Genomic DNA, 18398 nt, shown 5'->3' on the forward strand with positions numbered 1-18398 from the left:
GAGGCTCTTTTCAGCGCCACCCCCGATCGGAGCACCGGAAGTGGGAGCCATGGAAGTCATCCCGGAGATTACCCGGCTCACTCACATCTTTTCGCATGCCGTCGCCCCGGCGTTCTTCCTGGGCGCGGTTGCCGCTTTCGTGGCGCTGATGACGGGCCGGCTCACGGCAGTGAGCGAGCGCATCACGTCGCTGCGCGCAAAAGCGGTGCGCAAGGATGCCACCAGCAGCGACAGTGCAAGGCTCGACCGCCTGATCACCAGGGCACGCATGTTGAGCGATGGCATTCTGCTGTCTCTCGCCAGCGGCATATGCGCGACGCTCCTGCTTGCAGTGCTGTTCGCAAGCCAGTTCTTCAAACTTTCGCACGCCTATGGCTCCGCAATCATGTTCATCGGCGCAACCTTGCTGCTGGGAGCCGCCTTGTTTCGGTTCGCGCAGGAAACGATGTCTGCAAGGCGCGAACTGGAAGAAGAGTGGGTCAGCCCCGATAGCGACGAGGTATCCAGCTGAGGCTGTCCGGAGCCGGGGGCGATTTTCTTGAGGGCGGCTCGCAAGGGCCGCTCTTTTCGCGTGCTATAGGCGAGTCGTTCCGGCCGTCAGCTCAAGCGCAGCTAAGCGAGGGCGGCGCGATGAACGAAGCCGAGGGAGACCAACCATGACAGCCCGCCCCGTTCTTCTCGTCACCGGCGGCAGCCGTGGCATCGGTGCCGCGACCTGCATCATGGCCGCAAGGCGCGGCTACGATGTCGCGGTCAACTACCAGAGCAATGCCGCTGCGGCGGCCGCTGTCGTCGCGTCCTGCAAGGCAGCGGGTGCAAGGGCTGTCGCGCTTCAGGGCGACATGGCCAATGAGACCGACATCATCCGGATCTTTGCCGAGGCCAAGGCGGCGCTTGGACCCCTGACCCATGTCGTCAACAATGCGGGCATCACCGGCAAGTCGAGCCCGTTGGCGCAAGCCGATACGGCCGTTATCCGCTCCTGCATCGACATCAACGTCACCGGCGCGATCCTGGTGGCCCGCGAGGCGGCCCGTGCACTTGCCGCCAATGCCGAGGCCAAGGGCAGGGCGCTCGTCAACATCTCCTCGGCCGCCGCCACGCTTGGCTCGCCCGGCGAATATGTCTGGTATGCGGCGTCCAAGGGGGCGATCGATAGCTTGACCGTCGGCCTCGCCAAGGAGCTTGCCCCGGCCGGCATCAGGGTGAACGCAGTCTCGCCCGGCATCACCGAGACCGACATTCACGCGATGTCGACGGGCGAGGCCGGCCGGGTCGATCGCATCGCCCCAATGGTCCCGCTCAAGCGGGCGGCGACACCCGACGAGATCGCCGAGGCCGTGCTGTTCCTGCTTTCGGACGCGTCAGCCTATACGACCGGCGTCGTGCTGCGAGTCGCTGGCGGGCGTTGAGGTTATCATCCAATAGAAGGGCGCCCGGCTCTTACAGCCCGGGCGCCCGTTGATCTCCGCGACGATGCAGCCGGAGGATCAGTTGCAGACTTCGACCTGCGTCATCCGTCCTGCGACGAAAGCCTCCGTGAAATGGCCCGGCATGAGATCGGCCTTCGGGATCACAGCCGCCGCCATGAGGCTGTAGCGCGCCGCACTTCATGCTAAAGGCGGGCGTCCCGCCCAATCCGGTTTGCCATGCGCATCGTTCTCGTCCTCATCGCTTTCGGCATGATCGCAGTGCCGGCGCTGCTCATGCTGGCGCGCGACGATCTTCCGCGCGGCCGGCGCATCGCCCGTGCGCTGGTGATCTTCCTCGCGCCTGCCTTCGCGCTGGGCCTCATTCATGGCGTGCCCGAGCTCAACGGGCGCGCCCTCCAGAACCCCATCGCCTGGACCACGCTGAGGCTTGTCCTCTCGGGTCTCGCCTTGATCCTGCCCTGGTGCCTTTATGTCTGGCTTGCCGGACCACGGCGCTGATACCTGCGGACTGCTGAGATGACCGAACCTGCCGAAACCCCGCCGATCGACCATGCCTTCCTGGGCGACAGGCGCGGTCCCGCCCATGACCCGACCTATGCCGGCGCGCTCTCCTTCATGCGCCGTCGCTACAGCAAGGACGTCGCGGGCTGCGATCTCGTGGTCTGGGGCGTGCCCTTCGATCTCGCGGTCTCGAATCGTCCGGGCACCCGCTTCGGCCCGCAGGCCTTGCGCCGCGCCAGCGCGATCTTCGACGGCGACGCGCAATACCCCTCGCGCATCGACCCCTTCGAGACGCTCAGCGCCGTCGACTATGGCGATTGCGTCCTGCCGCGCAGCGACCTGCAGGGCTGTGCGCGCGCGATCGAGAAGGAGGCGGCCGGCATCATCGCCTCGGGCGCCCATCTCGTGACGCTGGGCGGGGACCATTTCATCACCTTGCCGCTGCTGCGCGCCCATGTCGCCCGTCACGGCAAGCTGGCGCTGGTCCAGTTCGATGCCCATCAGGACACCTGGGACGACGGCGTCGGCGCGATCAGCCACGGCACCTTCGTGCTGGAGGCGGTGCGCGAGGGCTTGATCGATGTCGAGCGCTCGATCCAGATCGGCATCCGCACCGTCGCCCCGCGCGATTGCGGCATCGAAGTCATCGACGCCTATGCGGCGCATGCGCTTGGCGTCGAGAATACCGTCGCCCGCATCAAGCTGCGAGTTGGGGCAGGGCCGGCCTATCTCACCTTCGATATCGATGCGCTCGATCCCGCCTTCGCACCCGGCACGGGCACGCCGGTCGCTGGCGGCTTCACCTCGGATGAGGCGCTGCGCATGGTCTGGGGCATCCGCGATCTCGACTTCCGCGGCATGGACGTCGTCGAGGTCTCGCCGCCCTACGACCACGCCGATGCGACCGCGATCGCAGGCTCCGCCGTGGCGCAGCACTACATTCAGGCGCTGGCGCTGAAGAAAGCGGGTTGAATCGGTTTGCGAGACAAATCCTGCAACCGATTCAAATGACTCGATGATACCGCGCCGTCATGCTCGCCCCTGTGGCGAGCATCGACGTGTTGAACACGGCAAGACGTAGATGGCCGGGTTTAGCTGGGGTGTCATCCCGGCCGTAGCGAAGCGGAGAGCCGGGATCCATTCCGGAACGGTGCAGGAATGGATCCCGGGTCTCCCTGCGGTCGCCCGGGATGACCCGCGCTTAAAAAATCGACCGCGCGTCGACCTGACTTCACAGTCTTGCCTCCGTCGCGCGCGGCGATTGACAGCAAGACCCGGCTCCATCATATCCAACCCATGATCACGAACCCGATCCGACGTCGCCCGATCTTGGCCGCCCCTGCGCGACCGCGATGACGCTCGGCTGATGTCCGACCGCCCGCGACCGCGCCCCGAGCGCGGTTTTTTTATGCCTGAAGCCGACCAATCATCTCGCCTGAACCTGCATCGGGGACCCTGATGAGCCAGAATTTGAAATCCATCTTCATCGACGGCGAGGCCGGAACCACCGGGCTCGGCATCCGCGACCGGCTGGCGGCCGTGCCCGAGGTTGAGGTCCGCAGCATCGCATCCGACAGGCGCAAGGACCCCGCTGCCCGCAAGGACATGATGGCGGGCGTCGACCTCGTCGTGCTCTGCCTGCCCGATGATGCCGCCAAAGAATCGGTGGCGCTCGCCGACGAGCTTGGCTCGGATGCTCCCAAGATCGTCGATGCCGCAACTGCGCATCGCATCGCGCCCGGCTGGGTCTATGGTTTCGCCGAGCTCGAGCCCGGCCAGGCCGACAAGATCGCCAATGCCAACCGCGTTTCCAATCCGGGTTGCTATCCGACGGGCGCGATCGCGCTGCTGCGCCCGCTGGTCGATGCCGGGCTGCTGGCGCAGGACCATCCTGTCGCCGTCAACGCGGTCTCCGGCTATTCCGGCGGCGGCAAGTCGATGATCGAGGCCTATGAGGCGGGCACGGCGCCGGCCTTCGAGCTTTATGGCCTCGGCTTCCAGCACAAGCACCTGCCGGAACTGCAGACCTATGCCCGGCTGACACGCCGCCCGATCTTCATTCCCTCGGTCGGCAATTTCCGCCAGGGCATGCTGGTCAGCGTGCCCCTGCATCTCGACCTGCTGCCGGGCAAGCCCCGGGTTGCCGACCTGCAAGCGGCGCTGGTGGAGCGTTATGCCGGCTCGACCTATGTCAGCGTGGTGCCGGCAGCGGAGGCCGGCGGCAAGCTGGAGCCCGAAGCGCTCAACGACACCAACAAGCTCGAATTGCGGGTTTTCGGCAGCGATGCGGTCGGACAGGCGGTGCTGATTGCAAGGCTCGACAATCTCGGCAAGGGCGCGTCGGGGGCGGCTGTGCAGAACATCCGGCTGATGCTGGGATTGGCTGAGGGCTGACATCGTCCCCAATGCGGTGGCAAGGCGCGCAGCCCCGTCCCCCAAAAAAGCCCAGCGCCCTCATCCGAATGGAGGAGGGCAAAAAACAGTCATTCGGGTAAGGATGCAGCGAGACCGGAGAGCTGCGCCTTGCCGATCGCAAATGACACCGAAAACACGCTGATCGACCGCATCTATGAGGCTGCGGTCGTTTTCGAAGGCTGGCCGGAGACGCTGCGGCAAACCGCGCAGGCGGTCGACTGCAAGGACGGCGTGCTGGCGACCGCGCTGGGCGATCAGGTGCGTTTCGTCACCTCGACCGAATATTATGAGCAAGCCCTGCACGAAATGCTGGAGCGCTATCCGCTCTCGGTCAACGAGCGCACCGTCCGGCTCCTTGCCGCCAGATATGAGGGCTTCCTGGTCGATCAGGATGTCTTCTCGGCCGAGGAGATCGCGCAGGAGCCCGTCTATCAGGAGATTCTGATTCCGCAGGGCTATGGCGCCGGCGTCGCGACGGCCATTCCGGTTCCGTCCGGCGACACCGTCATCGTCCATTGCGAGCGCGCAATCGCGAAGGGGCCGGTTACGTCATCCTCCGTCGCCCTGCTGGATCGCTTGCGGCCGCATTTCGCCCGCGCCGGCCTGCTTTCGAGCCGGCTGGCGCTGGAAAAGGCCCGCGCCGCTGCGGAAGCCCTCGAGATGATGGGATTGCCCGGCGCTGTTCTTGGGCCTCGCGGGCGCATCCTGAGCGCCAACTCCCTGCTGACCGATATGATGCCCGGGGTCTTTCGCGACAGGCCGGCGCGTCTCGCCATCGTCAACGAGGCCGCCGATCACCTGCTCGAACTGGCCGTGGCCGACGCATCGCTGAACCAGCACGCAGCCGCGGTCCGTTCGATCCCCATCCCGGCAGGCGAGAACCAGCCGCCGATCGTCGTCCATCTGACGCCGGTCAAGGGCCGTGCCCGCGATGTCTTCGCCAGCGCGGTCGCGATACTCATAGCGACGCCGGTCGTGCCCCGGCAGGTCGAGGGCGTCGGAGTGATCCAGGGGCTGTTCGATCTGACCCCGGCCGAGGCGAGGCTGGCGGCTCTGATCGCTACCGGATACACGCCGCGCGAAGCCTCGATACGCCTCGGCGTCCGGGAGGGCACCGCACGGACCACGCTGAAACGCGTTCTGGAGAAGACCGGGACGCGGCGTCAATCGCAGCTTGTCGGCTTGCTGCAAAGCACGGCGAAGCCCGGCTGAGCGGGAATGGCCGATCCCCCCAAATGGGGGGTGATCCTACGGAAGTTCTATGAAATATCCTTAACAGAGCTTCGCTCGATCTGGCTGTCGGATGGTGGTTTCACTCCGGCCATCGACGCTGGTGCCGCTCTTCAGCCAGGGGAGAGCGGCCTCCTGGTCAGATCTTACGCCGCCATGGCCGGGTCAAGCGGCCGTGGCGGCGTTTCTTTTTATCAGGCCGATCTTTGATCAGGCCGTTCTTGGATCAGGCCGTTCTTGGATCAGGCGCTGAACGGCACGAAGTTCTGCTTCTGCGTGCCCAGACCCTCGATGCCCAGGGTGATGACCTCGCCACCCCTGAGGAAGCGCGGCGGCTTGAAGCCGAGGCCGACGCCGGGCGGTGTACCGGTGGTGATCACGTCACCCGGATCGAGCCGCATGAACTGGCTGATATAGTGCACCAGATAGGCCGCGCCGAAGATCATCGTCTTGGTCGAGCCGTTCTGGACACGTTCGCCATCGACTTCGAGCCACATGGCGAGGTTCTGCACATCGGCGATCTCGTCGGCCGTGACCAGCCAGGGGCCGAGCGGGCCGAAGGTCGGGCAACCCTTGCCCTTGGCCCATTGGCCGCCGCGCTCGGTCTGGAACTCGCGCTCCGAGACGTCGTTGCAGACGCAGAAGCCGGCAATCGCCGCCATCGCATCCTTCTCGGCGATGTAGGAACCGCCATCGCCGATGACGATGGCGAGTTCGACTTCCCAGTCCGTCTTGACCGAATTCTTCGGGATCATGACGTCGTCATTGGGGCCGACGATGCAGTTCGGGGCCTTGTTGAAGAGAATGGGCTCCTTGGGGATGGCAGCGCCGGTCTCGGCCGCGTGATCGGCGAAGTTGAGGCCGACCGCGATGAAGTTCCTGACATCGCCGACGCAGGCGCCGATGCGTGGCGAGCCCTGGACGGCCGGCAGCGATTCGGGCGCCAGTGCCTTGATCTTGGCCAGTGATGCTGATGTCAGCGTCTTGCCGGCAAGATCCGGAATCGTTCCCGAGAGGTCGCGCAGCACGCCTTTCGAGTCCAGCAGGGCGGGTTTTTCCTGGCCGAGCGCGCCATAGCGTAGCAGTTTCACGTTGTTTCCCCCGTTTAAAACGATCTGATTGGGCGCGCGATCCTGACCGGATGGAGCGACCAAAAACAAGTCCGTTCCGGCGCATGGCGAAGCTGCGTCTCCGGGTCGACCGATTTGTTGCCCGAATGCAACGACCACTGCGAAAGCGACCGACCCGAGGATAGAGGGCCAAGGGGAGGTGTTTTGGGAGGCAGGCGCAAAAACGCAGGATAGTTCGCATATAAACCATCCTTTCCGCCGAGGTGGCGAAGCCGGACTGCGAAAAACCGCTCATTTTGGTCGATTTTGTCCCGTCCCGCTTGATCCCGGAGGCAGACAAGGCCGAATTGTGGCAAGAAATGCGTTATTGCGGCGTTAAACGGGCCGCGCCATGCTCGGAATCAGGCGAGGCGGTCAGGCCTCGAAAAAAACGATATGGGATGGACTCGATGAAGGGCCTTGTTCGTACAACTGCCGCAGCCACGGTCTCCGTCGTTGCGCTCCTTGCTGCCGGAGCGGCGTCGGCGAGCTCCTTCTCGCTGCGCAGCGGATCGAGCGCGGAGGGGCTCGGCATGGCCTATGCGGGCGCTGCCTCGGGCGGCATCGGCATGGGCTCCATGGCCTGGAACCCGGCGACAATCACGATGTTCCCCGGCCGCCACAGCAATTGGAACTTCACCTATATCGGCCCGAGCGCCAGCTACGACCCGACCTCGCCGACACGCGTGCGCCTGCCCAACGGCGCCGTGGTGCCGATCGGCGCCGCTGGCGGCAGCTCGCTTGGAACCGGTGAGCTTGGTGGCGATGGCGCCTTCGTGCCGGCCTCCTACTCGGCCTGGCAGCTGAACGACCGTCTCTGGATCGGCATGACCACCGGCGCGCCCTACGGTCTGCGCTCGAAGCCGGAGAATCAGGTCAGCGCCTCCCAGATCTACGGCCGCTCGGCCCGGGTCGGAACGTTCAACGTTTCGCCGACGATCGGTTATCAGGTGAACGACTGGCTCGCCGTCGGTGCCGCCGTCCAGGTCCAGTACTTCAAGACCAATCTGAAGCAGGCGGCCGGCATCGGCCCCACGGCGCCCAACACGATCCTCGAGGGCGATTCGATCGATTTCGGCTACCGGTTCGGTGTGACGCTGACCCCATGGCAGGGCACCAATATCGGCCTCGCCTATCGCTCGATGATCCACCACTCGCTGGAGGGGACATTCTCGACCCCGGTCGCGGTGCCGCCGATTCTCGGTTTCGGCTCCAACCCGATCAAAGCCAACCTCAACCTGCCCGATTCCGTCGTGTTCGGCCTGTCGCAGGTCATCAACGATCAGTGGCAGGGGCATCTGGGCGTCGAATGGACGAACTGGAGCCGCTTCCGCCGCATCCCGATCGTCGCGGTCAATTCGGGCGTTCCCTTCTCCAGCCTGAACTTCCAGTATGATGACAGCTGGTATTTCTCGGCCGGCCTGGAATATCGCTACAATCGCGACCTGACGCTGCGTGCCGGTGTCGCCTACGAGCTCTCGGCCGTGAACGACGAGAACCGCACGGTCTTCATCTCGGACAATGACCGCCTCTGGCTTTCCGCAGGTTTGAGCTATCAGGTCACCGATCGGATCAAGCTCGATCTCGGCTACAGCTACATTCACGTCCAGAACGCGAGCGTGAACTATTCGGGCAACCACCCGCAGCAGGGCGCGGTGCTCTATACCGCCGAAGCCAAGCCGCATATCCACATCGTCTCGGCCGGCCTGACCTATCGCTGGGACGATCCGTCCCAGACGATCCCGGCGCAGCCGGTCGTCCGCAAATACTGAGCTGATCGCTTCGCTCGACTGAAAAAGCCGGCCTTCGGGGCCGGCTTTTTGTTGGGCGGTATGAGTCAAGGCTCACGATCCGGCGAATGTCTTAACGGGATGGTCAGCAGACAAAAGCTGAGAGCCTCATCCATATTCGCTGTGGCCCATCTTGGGGCTTCAGCCGCCGCCTTCACACTTGTCGGGGGACATACTAGAGCCCGTTCGGAAATTCCTGCAGCCCTCATCCTGAGAGCCTGGTCGATAATGATATCCCTGTTTTCAACGACTTGAACATCAGCGAAAAACGCGCCGTCATCCCGGACGCAGCGAAGCGGAGATCCGGGATCCATTCCGGAGCGCTGACCGGTGGGGGCTCCGGAATGGGTCCCGGGTCTCCCTGCGGTCGCCCGGGACGACGGCACCTGTCGATGCGAAATGCCAACCGACTGAAATCGCTTACGACATTATCGGTCAGTCTCTGAGGAGCCATTTCGTCAGGAATGGCGTCTCGAAGGATCCTCCAGATGGTTCGGGAGCCTCCTGAATCATCCGTCGAGACGCCGCTTCGCGGCTCCTCAGGATGAGGGCTGATTTATCAAAAAGTCTCGTAGGGCCGACGATCGAGAGCGGCCTGATCTTGTCGGCCGTCACAGAGCAGGAGCCCATCACTCGGTTTTCGTGTATTAAGAGTGCCGCGGGGCAATGCTTACTTTTTGCCGGAATGTCGAGACGGAGAGAAGGATGCCCATTTTTCTTGATCGGCATGATTTGAAAGGTCTCACCGCAGCCGATATCGCCGAGGCCCATCGCAAGGACTTGGAGGTGCAGGAGCGTTACGGCGTACGCTTCCTGACTTATTGGTTCGACGAAGCAAGGGGTACGGGATTCTGCCTCATAGACGCACCTGACATCCAGGCGGCAATGCGGGTGCATGACGAGGCACACGGAGATTTAGCCAAAGATGTCATCGAGGTCGATATTTCCGCTGTCGAAGCCTTTCTCGGTCGCGTCTCGGACCCGGCTCCAAAAGGGGACAGCCCTCATGCAATGTTTGATCCGGCCTTACGCACCATAATGTTCACCGACATTGTCGACTCGACCGGCATGACCGCGAGGCTAGGCGATCTAAGGGCGGTTGAGATGACCAGAGCCCATGATTCCCTGGTACGCCGCTCCCTCAACGACAAGGGGGGACGCGAGGTCAAGCACACCGGGGACGGGATCATGGCTTCGTTCTATGAGGTCGCTGCAGCGGTGGATTGTGCCCGTACAATTCAGCAGGCCTTCGATGCCTTCAACCTTGCGAGTAAGGAGAAGTTACGGGTGCGGATCGGGTTAGATGCAGGTGAGCCCGTTGCCGACAGTAATGACCTGTTCGGAGCGACAGTTCAGACGGCGGCTCGCCTATGTCAGGCGGCGGAACCTGACACCATTGTCGTGTCGGGGGCAGTATCAGAGTTGGTTCTGAACCGGTTCGCCCTCGTTTCTCTCGGTTATAAAGCCTTGAAAGGCTTCGCGCATCCCGTAGCAGCGTTCGAGGTGAACTGGCGCTGAGATCATAACTTTCGCCGATGATAGTGACGCGCCGGGGCGCGCTGTACACTCCGCAACGGGTCGAGCGCAGACTGTCCCGATCTCCAGCGGCAGCGCCGCAATCAGACCTTCGTCCTGACATAGGTGCCCGGCGCGTCCTCCAGCGCCGGCAGCTTGCCCGCACCCGGCTCGCGGGCTGCGACACGTTTGGGCGCCTGCTCCTCAACCCATTTGAACCAGTGCGGCCACCAGGAACCGGCGTGCTCGCTCGCCCGGGCGATCCAGTCGCCATAGTTCCCCTCGGGCGCGCCGCCGGTCCAGTACTGGTATTTGACCTTGCTGGGCGGGTTGACCACGCCGGCGATATGGCCCGATCCGGCGACGACATAGTCGACCGGCCCGCCGAAGCATTGCGAGCCGATGAAGACCGACTGCGCCGGAGCGATATGGTCCTCGCGCGTCGCCAGGTTGAAGACGGGGATCGTCACGGCCTTCAGGTCGAGCGTCTTGCCGGCGATCCGCATCTCGCCCTTGGCGAGCTTGTTCTCGAGATAGCAGTTGCGCAGATAGAAGGAGTGGTTCGCCGCCGGCATCCGCGTCGAATCCGAGTTCCAGTAGAGCAGGTCGAAGGCCGTCGGGGCCTTGCCCTTCAGGTAATTGTTGATCGCATAGGACCAGATGAGGTCGTTGGGGCGCAGCATGTTGAAGGCGCCCGCCATGCGCGCGCCGTCGAGATAGCCGCTCTTGGCCATCTGTTCCTCCACGGAACGAATCTGGTCCTCATCGACGAAAACCGACAATTCGCCGGCCTTCGAGAAATCGACCTGCGTCGTGAAGAATGTCGCGCTATCGATGCGCTTGTCCTTCATGGCGGCCATATAGGCCAGCGTCACCCCCAGCAGAGTGCCGCCAACGCAGTAGCCGATCGCGCTGACGCGCTTCTCGCCCGTCGCCTGTTCGATCGCGTCGAGCGCCGCGAAGATGCCCTCGCGCATATAGCTCTCGAAATCCTTGGCGGCGTGCCGCTCGTCGGGATTGACCCAGGAGATGCAGAACACCGTGAGACCCTGCGCCACGCACCAGCGGATGAAGCTCTTCTCCGGGTTGAGGTCGAGGATGTAGAACTTGTTGATCCAGGGCGGAACGATCAGGAGAGGGCGCTTGAGCACCTGCTCGGTCGCAGGCGCGTACTGGATCAGCTCCATGATCTCGTCGCGATAGATCACCTTGCCCGGTGTGGTCGCGATATTGACGCCGACCTCGAAGGCGCGCCCGTCCGACTGGCGGATCTTCAACTCGCCGCCGCCGGCCTCGATATCCTCCGCCAGCATCTTCATGCCGCGCACGAGGTTTTCGCCGTTCTGCTGCAGGGTCTCGCGCAGCAGTTCCGGATTGGTGGCGACGAAATTCGAGGGGGAGAGGGCGCTGGCGATCTGCTTGACGTAGAAGCGTGCCTTCTCTCGCGTGTGGGGATCGAGGTCCTCGGCCTTGTCGACCATCGATTCGGCCCAGCGCGAGCCGATCAGATAGGCCTGCTTGACGAAGTCGAACATCGGATGGCTCGACCAGTCGGGATCGGCGAAGCGGGCGTCGCGTTTGTCGGGCTCGACGACCGGCTTGGCCTCCTCGCCGCTGGCGCGCTTCAGCGTGGCGCTCCACAGGCTCAGGAAATCGGCGGTGATCGAGGTCTGAGCCTCCATGATCTTCCGGGGGTCGGTGACCCAGCGCTCGGCGACGCGGCCGATCGTCTTGACCATGTCGCTGACTTCGTCGGCCTGGCCGGACTTGGCCTCGCCCCGTTCGATCGGCTTGAGATAGGCGGCAGTGACCTTGCCGTATTCCTCGAGCAACCGGCCCATATTCTGGGCGATCTTGTCGAAATCCGGCGTCGCGGGCTCTGCGGCGTCCGCGCCGTCTTCCGGCTTTTCGTCTTCACGCCGGCTCATGAGGCGTCTCTCCCATCGCGCTCATCTGCGGGGTAGCTTGTCGCTCCCCATTTTGGTCCTAGTAAGGACGTAGCTGATGTGATTGACAAAGAGAATTCTACAACCCCCCGGACCGAGCCATGCTGATCGATTTTCCCACGCCAAAGCTGCTCTTCTCGTTCCTGCTTCTGGCCGCGACCGGCCTGGTCATGGCGGGCTGTGCCAATGACGGCGCGGGCAAGGCGGTGGCGGAGGCTGCCGGCATGGCGACGACGCCGCAGGAATCGAAGCCCTTCGTCAAGGAAAGCAGGCTCGCAGGCGCGGACTACATCCCCGTCGGCAGCGTGATCACGCGCGAGGCGAAGCGAAAGCCCGTCGCCGAGTTCAAGACGCTGGAGACCGAACTGGAGGCCAAGCGCCTCGGCAACGAGGCGGCAGGAACACAGGCCAAGGCGCTCGGCGCCACGCCGCCACCCCAGCCCGCCATCGTTCCCACCAACTGAGGCTCGCCAACCGGCTGAGGATTTGCGGGCCGCGCAGCCGAAGCCTGTCGCCATTTGGTCGCACCTGATGGAATCTTGCGTTTTTCGGACTGCCCTGACCGAAGATGCGGTGCTAAGGACAGTCAACGCAAAAATATGACCGAGGCGCGCTGGTCGGGCTTCGTCGAAGGAACTGTTCGAGATGGCCGATTTTCATCGCATCAAGCGTCTGCCGCCCTATGTTTTCGAACAGGTCAACAAGATCAAGGCAGCCGAGCGCGCCAAAGGCGTCGATATCGTCGACCTCGGAATGGGCAATCCCGATCTGCCGGCTCCCAGGCATGTCATCGAAAAGCTGGTCGAGACCGCCGGCAAGCCCCGTACGGATCGCTATTCGGCCTCAAAAGGTATCGGTGGCCTGCGCCGCGCCCAGGCGAATTATTATGCCCGCCGTTTTGGCGTGAAGCTTGATCCCGACACGCAGGTCGTCGCCACGCTGGGCTCGAAGGAGGGGTTCGCCAATATGGCGCAGGCCATCACCGGCCCCGGTGATGTCGTGCTCGTGCCTAATCCGAGCTACCCGATTCACGCCTTCGGCTTCCTGATGGCGGGCGGGGTTATCCGCTCGGTTCCCGCCGAGCCGACGCCCGCCTTCTTCCCGGCGCTGGAACGCGCGATGATGCATTCGGTGCCCAAGCCGATCGCACTCGTCACCTGCTATCCGGCGAACCCGACCGCCTACACCGCCTCGCTCGATTTCTACCGCGACCTCGTCGCCTTCGCGAAGAAGCACGAGTTGATCCTGCTCTCCGACCTCGCTTACGCCGAGGTCTATTTCGACGACAACGACCCGCCGCCCTCGATGCTGCAGGTGTCGGGCGCGATGGATGTCGCGGTGGAATTCACCTCGATGTCGAAGACCTTTTCGATGGCGGGCTGGCGCATTGGCTTCGCGGTCGGCAACGAGCGCCTTCTGGCCGCTCTGGCGCGCGTGAAATCCTATCTCGACTATGGTGCCTATACCCCGATCCAGGTCGCGGCCGCCGCGGCGTTGAACGGCCCCGATGACTGCATCCGCGAAATGCGCGAGATCTATCGCAAGCGCCGTGATGCGCTGGTCGAGAGTTTTGGCAAGGCCGGCTGGGATATCCCCGTGCCGCAGGCCTCGATGTTCGCCTGGGTGCCCATCCCCGAGAAATTCCGTCATCTCGGCTCGCTGGAATTCTCGAAGTTGCTGATCGAGAAGGCTGAGGTCGCGGTCGCGCCCGGCATCGGCTTTGGCGAGCATGGCGACGATTACGTCCGCATCGCCATCGTCGAGAACGAGCAGCGCATCCGGCAGGCCGCCCGCAATGTCGCCCGCTTCCTGAAAAGCGCCGACCAGACGCTGCACAACGTCATTCAGATATCCAAGGCCGGCTGAACTGAGCTAAGACCCTCGGCGACGGACGGCGAGGACGACTCGCCCGCCGGCATCTGATGGTCTGGCATAGGGACGCGGCACGATGACGACAGGCCGGTTGATCGGTATCGGCTTCGGCCTGTTCGCCTTGGTTTGCGCAGTCGCCACTTACGATTATTCGCGTGGCCGCCTGCCGGAAACGAATTCGCCCCTGGTTGCCGAAGTGCTCGCCGCGACCACGGCGCGCGAATGCGGCCGGGACGCGACCGAGATCGTCGGGCGCTTCCTTCCCCTGGGAATGGAGCAGGCGGAGGCCGAGCGGGTTCTGGAAACCATCGCCATCACCCCGCCGAAGCCCTGGTTCTGGCGGCCGGCGATCGAGAACGCCACGACCTGGACGGGGTCGACGCTGGAAGCGCTGCGCACCATCAAGGCCACGGCCTTCGGCAACAATCTGCTGCGCATGCACCTGACCTTCGCCGAGGGCAAATTGAAGCGCCTCGCCGCCGAGGTCGTCTGCCGGTTCGACTGATATCCGAAATCCAGCCCTCATCCTGAGGAGCCGCAAAGCGGCGTCTCGAAGGATGCTCCAGTAGCTTCGCGAGCCTCCTGAACCATCCTTCGAGACGCCATTCCTGACGGATTGGCTCCTCAGAGCCTGGCCGATAATGTATTGAATGATCTCAGTCGGTTGGAATTCGCATTGAAACGGGCGGTCATCCCGGGCGACCGCAGGGAGACCCGGGATCCATGCCTGAACCTTTCGGAATCAACGTTCCGGAATGGATCCCGGATCTTCGCTTCGCTACGTCCGGGATGACCACGCCTCTTTTGCCGATACTCAAGCTCTTGAAAACAAGTCCATCATTATCGGCCAGGCTCTCAGGATGAGGGCTGGATTTCGATGATTTTGTGTGGAAACGCGACGCCGTCATCCCGGGCGCAGCGCAGTCTCCCTTCGGTCGCCCGGGATGACGGCGCCGTTCCATGCCAGCACACTCTGACTTCGTTGCCGCGCAGCCCTCTGCTGGCGTAGGGTGGAAAGCCGCAGGACAGGCGCCCAATGGTGCCTCCCGTCCTGCCCAGTGCCGAATTCGACGTTCTGTTGCACAGGAGCGCGCTATGGCATCGACGGACAAGCTCTTCGCCGGGCCGATCCCGGAACTCTACGATCGCCTTCTCGTCCCCATGCTGTTCGACACTTACGCGGCCGATCTTGCCGAGCGCGTGGCTGCTGCGAAACCGCAGCATGTCCTGGAGATCGCAGCCGGGACGGGCGCGCTGACAAGGGCGATGGCGTCGCGGCTCGATGCAAAAGCGAGCCTCGTGGCGTCCGACCTGAACCAGCCCATGCTCGACCGGGCCGCCGCGCGGCAAGGCGAGGATGCAAGGATCGTCTGGCGGCAGGCCGATGCCACAGCCCTTCCGTTCGACGATCAGAGCTTCGATGTCGCGGCATGCCAGTTCGGAGCGATGTTCTTTCCCGACAAGGTCCAGGCCTACCGCGAAGCCTGGCGCGTGCTGAAGCCGGGCGGCCGCTACCTCTTCAATGTCTGGGAGGATATATCGGAGAACGACTTTGCCCGGGTCGTCTCGGATGCGTTGGCGACCTTGTTTCCCGAGTCCCCACCACGCTTCATGGACAGGGTCCCGCATGGCTACCACGATCTCAGCCTGATCCGTCGTGAACTCGCCGATGCGGGCTTCGACGGCGTTTCGGTCGAGACGCTTCAGCGGACGAGCAGGGCCAGTTCTGCCCGAGAGGCGGCCACGGCCTATTGTCAGGGAACGCCGTTGCGGGCCGAGATCGAGATGCGGGACCCATCGGGGCTGGAGAGGGCAACGCAGGTCGGTACGGAGGCCCTTGCCCGCCGCTTCGGCGAGGGCGCGATCGAAGGCCGGATCAGCGCGCATGTTATTTCCGCGATGCGTCCCTGACCGGAGGCGCCCCTTTGATGCCGGAACCGGCAGGCTCGCACCTTATTCCGGCACGGCCCGGACATGCGCTCCGTTGACTCGCCCGTTTCCGCGTGCGACCCCGGCGCAATGACCATGCTCGCTTCCTCCTCCGGTCTCGCACCCCTTCGTATCGGCCTTGCCGGCCTCGGCACTGTCGGCGCCTCCGTGCTGCGCATCCTGCGCCGTCAGGAGAATGCGCTGGCGGCCCGCACGGGGCGAGCCATCCGCGTCACCGCAGTTTCCGCGCGCGATCGCAGCCGCGATCGCGGTGTCGATCTCGCCGGGCTCACCTGGTTTGACGACCCCGTCGAGCTGGCGAAGTCCTCGGAGATCGACTGCCTCGTCGAATTGATCGGTGGCTCGGACGGGCCTGCGAAGGCCGCCGTCGAGGCCGCTCTCGCGTCGGGAAAATCGGTCGTCACCGCCAACAAGGCGCTGCTCGCCTATCACGGCGTCGCGCTGGCGACGCTGGCCGAAGAGCAGGGCGTGGCGCTCGCCTTCGAGGCCTCATCCGCCGGCGGCATCCCCGTCGTGAAGACGCTGCGCGAGGCGCTCTCGGGCAACAATGTCACGCGGCTCTACGGCATTCTCAACGGCACCTGCAATTACATCCTCTCCCGCATGGAGATGGAGGGGCTGACCTTCGAGGCCTGCCTGAAGGACGCCCAGCGGCTCGGCTATGCCGAGGCCGACCCGACCTTCGACGTCGAGGGTTTCGACACCGCCCACAAGCTTGCCATCCTGACCAGCCTCGCATTCGGGACGAAGATCGACGCCGAAGCGATTCATGTCGAAGGCATTTCCTCGATCACGCCGCTCGATCTTAAGATGGCCGAGGAGCTCGGCTATCGCATCAAGCTGCTCGGCGTCGCCGAACGCACCAAGACCGGCATCGAGCAGCGCGTACATCCGACGATGGTGCCGAAATCCTCGGCCATCGCGCAGGTGATGGGTGTCCTCAACGCTGTCACGGTCGATGCCGATGCGGTCCGCGAGATTACGCTGGTGGGTCCCGGCGCCGGTGGCGACCCCACCGCCTCGGCGGTTGTCGCCGATATCGCCGATGTCGCGCGCGGCACGGCCGGGCTGCCCTTCGGGTTGCCGGTCGCGCGCCTCGAAGTGCCGGCCCGCGCGCCGATGCAGCGGCATGAGGGCGGCTATTATGTTCGCCTTGCCGTGCTTGACCATCCAGGCGCCGCAGCCGCGATCGCGACCCGCATGGCGGAAGCCGACATCTCGCTGGAAAGTATCGTCCAGCGCCGTTCGGAAGCCGCCGCCAGCCGTGACCCGACGGGCCGCTCCGGCGCGCCGGTTCCGGTCGTGCTCATCACCTACGCCACCAGCGAATCCGCGATCCGCGCGGCGTTGGAAAAGGTCTCCGCAGACGGCCATATCGCGGAACCGCCGCAAGTCATCAGGATTGAACGGGAGTAGGCGAAGGGTCGTTGGCCGTCGATGATCCAGACGGCCGATTGCTCGCAGCCGACTGTTCCAACCGCAAGGAAAACCGCCCATGTCCGAAGATCTCCGCATTTCCCCGTCCCAGATCATCGAGCGTTATCTCTCGATGGAGCTGGTCCGCGTCACCGAGCGCGCCGCCGTGTCGGCTGCGCGCCTGCGCGGCCACGGCAACGAGAAAGCGGCGGATCAGGCGGCGGTCGACGCGATGCGGCGCGAGCTCAACCGCCTGCCGATCGACGGCGAGATCGTCATCGGCGAGGGCGAGCGCGACGAGGCGCCGATGCTGTTCATCGGCGAGAAGGTCGGCACCCGCCAGGGTCCGAAGGTGCATATCGCGGTCGATCCGCTCGAAGGCACGACGCTCTGCGCCAAGGATATGCCGGATTCGATCGCAGTGATGGCGATGGCCGAGGCCGGCAAGCTGCTGAACGCGCCCGACGTCTACATGAACAAGATCGCCTGCGGCCCGGGCTATGCCCATGGCGTCATCGACCTCGACGCCTCGCCGACCGACAACATTCACGCTCTCGCCAAGGCCAAGGGCGTTAAGCCCCATGAAATCTCGACACTCGTCATGGACCGCCCGCGCCATGCCAAGCTGATCGAGGAGATCCGCAAGACCGGCTGCTCGATCCGCCTGATCACCGATGGCGACGTGGCCGGCGTGATCTATTGCACCGAGCCTGAGAAAACCGGCATCGACCTTTATCTCGGCATCGGCGGCGCGCCCGAAGGCGTTCTGGCGGCGGCCGCGCTGCGTTGCGTCGGCGGCCAGATGCAGGGCCGTCTGATCCTCGACACCGAGGAGAAGCGCGAGCGGGCGCGGGGCATGGGCGTGCTCGACCCCAACAAGAAATACGACATGTCGGAAATGGCCTCGGGCGACGTCATCGTCTGCGCCACTGGCGTCACCGATGGCGGCATGCTCTCGGGCGTCAAGTTCAAGAAGAACGTCATCCTCACCGAAACGATCGTCTACCGTTCGATCACCGGCACCACCCGCCGCATCTTCGGCGAACACCGCCAGTTCGAGAAGTTCAAGCTCGATTGAGCGGGCAGGGCTGAGCGCTGCATAAGAGCATGCGGCGTTTTCGGAAGCGCGGGTCATCCCGGCCGGAGCCCTCGGGTCCGACCTTCGGTCGGCCCAAGGATAAACTCCGCGTAGAGCCGGGATCCATTCCAGAAGCTTTATCG

The 18398-nt window shown here is 64.2% G+C and carries 17 protein-coding genes; 15 read left to right on the forward strand and 2 right to left on the reverse strand.

All coding sequences use genetic code 11. The features are described 5' to 3' along the window. Positions 1–49 precede the first annotated feature (49 nt). The 7 genes from C4S73_RS21535 to C4S73_RS21565 all read left to right on the forward strand — a co-directional run bounded on the left by C4S73_RS21535 (position 50) and on the right by C4S73_RS21565 (position 5789). Complete coding sequence (locus tag C4S73_RS21535; protein WP_103874583.1) at positions 50–511, forward strand: DUF2721 domain-containing protein; 462 nt, start codon at positions 50–52, stop codon at positions 509–511. Positions 512–656: 145 nt separating this feature from the next. Further along, positions 657–1412, forward strand: a complete 756-nt coding sequence (locus tag C4S73_RS21540) for an SDR family oxidoreductase (RefSeq protein WP_103874584.1) — start codon at positions 657–659, stop codon at positions 1410–1412. 237 nt (positions 1413–1649) lie between these two features. After that, positions 1650–1931, forward strand: coding sequence for a hypothetical protein (locus C4S73_RS21545; protein ID WP_103874585.1), 282 nt, complete (start codon positions 1650–1652; stop codon positions 1929–1931). An 18-nt stretch (positions 1932–1949) separates the two neighbouring features. Next, a complete protein-coding gene (gene speB / locus C4S73_RS21550) occupies positions 1950–2906 on the forward strand; it encodes an agmatinase (RefSeq protein ID WP_103874586.1) in 957 nt (318 codons plus the stop codon). A gap of 486 nt (positions 2907–3392) precedes the next feature. Then, on the forward strand, positions 3393–4328 hold the full coding sequence (gene argC / locus C4S73_RS21555; RefSeq protein ID WP_103874587.1) for an N-acetyl-gamma-glutamyl-phosphate reductase: 936 nt from the start codon (positions 3393–3395) through the stop codon (positions 4326–4328). A gap of 129 nt (positions 4329–4457) precedes the next feature. Then, on the forward strand, positions 4458–5561 hold the full coding sequence (locus C4S73_RS21560; protein WP_103874588.1) for a helix-turn-helix transcriptional regulator: 1104 nt from the start codon (positions 4458–4460) through the stop codon (positions 5559–5561). A gap of 6 nt (positions 5562–5567) precedes the next feature. Next, complete coding sequence (locus C4S73_RS21565; RefSeq protein WP_103874589.1) at positions 5568–5789, forward strand: hypothetical protein; 222 nt, start codon at positions 5568–5570, stop codon at positions 5787–5789. A gap of 32 nt (positions 5790–5821) precedes the next feature. Here C4S73_RS21565 and C4S73_RS21570 read toward each other — a convergent pair whose 3' ends face one another. Further along, positions 5822–6670, reverse strand: a complete 849-nt coding sequence (locus tag C4S73_RS21570; protein WP_103874590.1) for a fumarylacetoacetate hydrolase family protein — start codon at positions 6668–6670, stop codon at positions 5822–5824. A gap of 428 nt (positions 6671–7098) precedes the next feature. Here C4S73_RS21570 and C4S73_RS21575 point away from each other — a divergent pair, with 428 nt between their 5' ends. Together C4S73_RS21575 and C4S73_RS21580 are read left to right on the forward strand one after the other, a co-directional pair. Then, positions 7099–8460, forward strand: coding sequence for an OmpP1/FadL family transporter (locus tag C4S73_RS21575; protein WP_160115869.1), 1362 nt, complete (start codon positions 7099–7101; stop codon positions 8458–8460). A 723-nt stretch (positions 8461–9183) separates the two neighbouring features. After that, entirely contained in the window at positions 9184–9996 is an 813-nt protein-coding gene (locus C4S73_RS21580; RefSeq protein ID WP_103874670.1) for a nickel-binding protein, read from the forward strand. A gap of 101 nt (positions 9997–10097) precedes the next feature. Here the strand turns inward: C4S73_RS21580 and phaC are convergent, their stop codons facing one another. Beyond that, positions 10098–11921: a class I poly(R)-hydroxyalkanoic acid synthase gene (gene phaC / locus C4S73_RS21585; RefSeq protein WP_103874592.1), complete on the reverse strand. Its 1824-nt coding sequence runs from the start codon at positions 11919–11921 to the stop codon at positions 10098–10100. A gap of 119 nt (positions 11922–12040) precedes the next feature. Between phaC and C4S73_RS21590 the strand changes: the two genes are divergently transcribed. From C4S73_RS21590 to glpX, 6 genes are all read left to right on the forward strand, one after another. After that, positions 12041–12403, forward strand: a complete 363-nt coding sequence (locus tag C4S73_RS21590; RefSeq protein ID WP_103874593.1) for a hypothetical protein — start codon at positions 12041–12043, stop codon at positions 12401–12403. Between the two features lie 181 nt (positions 12404–12584). Continuing rightward, positions 12585–13805 (forward strand): LL-diaminopimelate aminotransferase, encoded by a 1221-nt coding sequence (locus tag C4S73_RS21595; RefSeq protein ID WP_103874594.1) that lies wholly within the window; start codon positions 12585–12587, stop codon positions 13803–13805. A gap of 82 nt (positions 13806–13887) precedes the next feature. Then, complete coding sequence (locus C4S73_RS21600) at positions 13888–14316, forward strand: hypothetical protein (RefSeq protein WP_103874595.1); 429 nt, start codon at positions 13888–13890, stop codon at positions 14314–14316. 590 nt (positions 14317–14906) lie between these two features. Beyond that, positions 14907–15722, forward strand: coding sequence for a class I SAM-dependent methyltransferase (locus tag C4S73_RS21605; RefSeq protein ID WP_103874596.1), 816 nt, complete (start codon positions 14907–14909; stop codon positions 15720–15722). A gap of 114 nt (positions 15723–15836) precedes the next feature. Further along, positions 15837–17177 (forward strand): homoserine dehydrogenase, encoded by a 1341-nt coding sequence (locus tag C4S73_RS21610; RefSeq protein WP_103874672.1) that lies wholly within the window; start codon positions 15837–15839, stop codon positions 17175–17177. Between the two features lie 79 nt (positions 17178–17256). Next, a complete protein-coding gene (gene glpX, locus C4S73_RS21615; protein WP_103874597.1) occupies positions 17257–18255 on the forward strand; it encodes a class II fructose-bisphosphatase in 999 nt (332 codons plus the stop codon). The last annotated feature ends 143 nt before the right edge of the window (positions 18256–18398 follow it).

Source organism: Allobosea lathyri, assembly GCF_900108245.1.
Taxonomy (GTDB): domain Bacteria; phylum Pseudomonadota; class Alphaproteobacteria; order Rhizobiales; family Beijerinckiaceae; genus Allobosea; species Allobosea lathyri.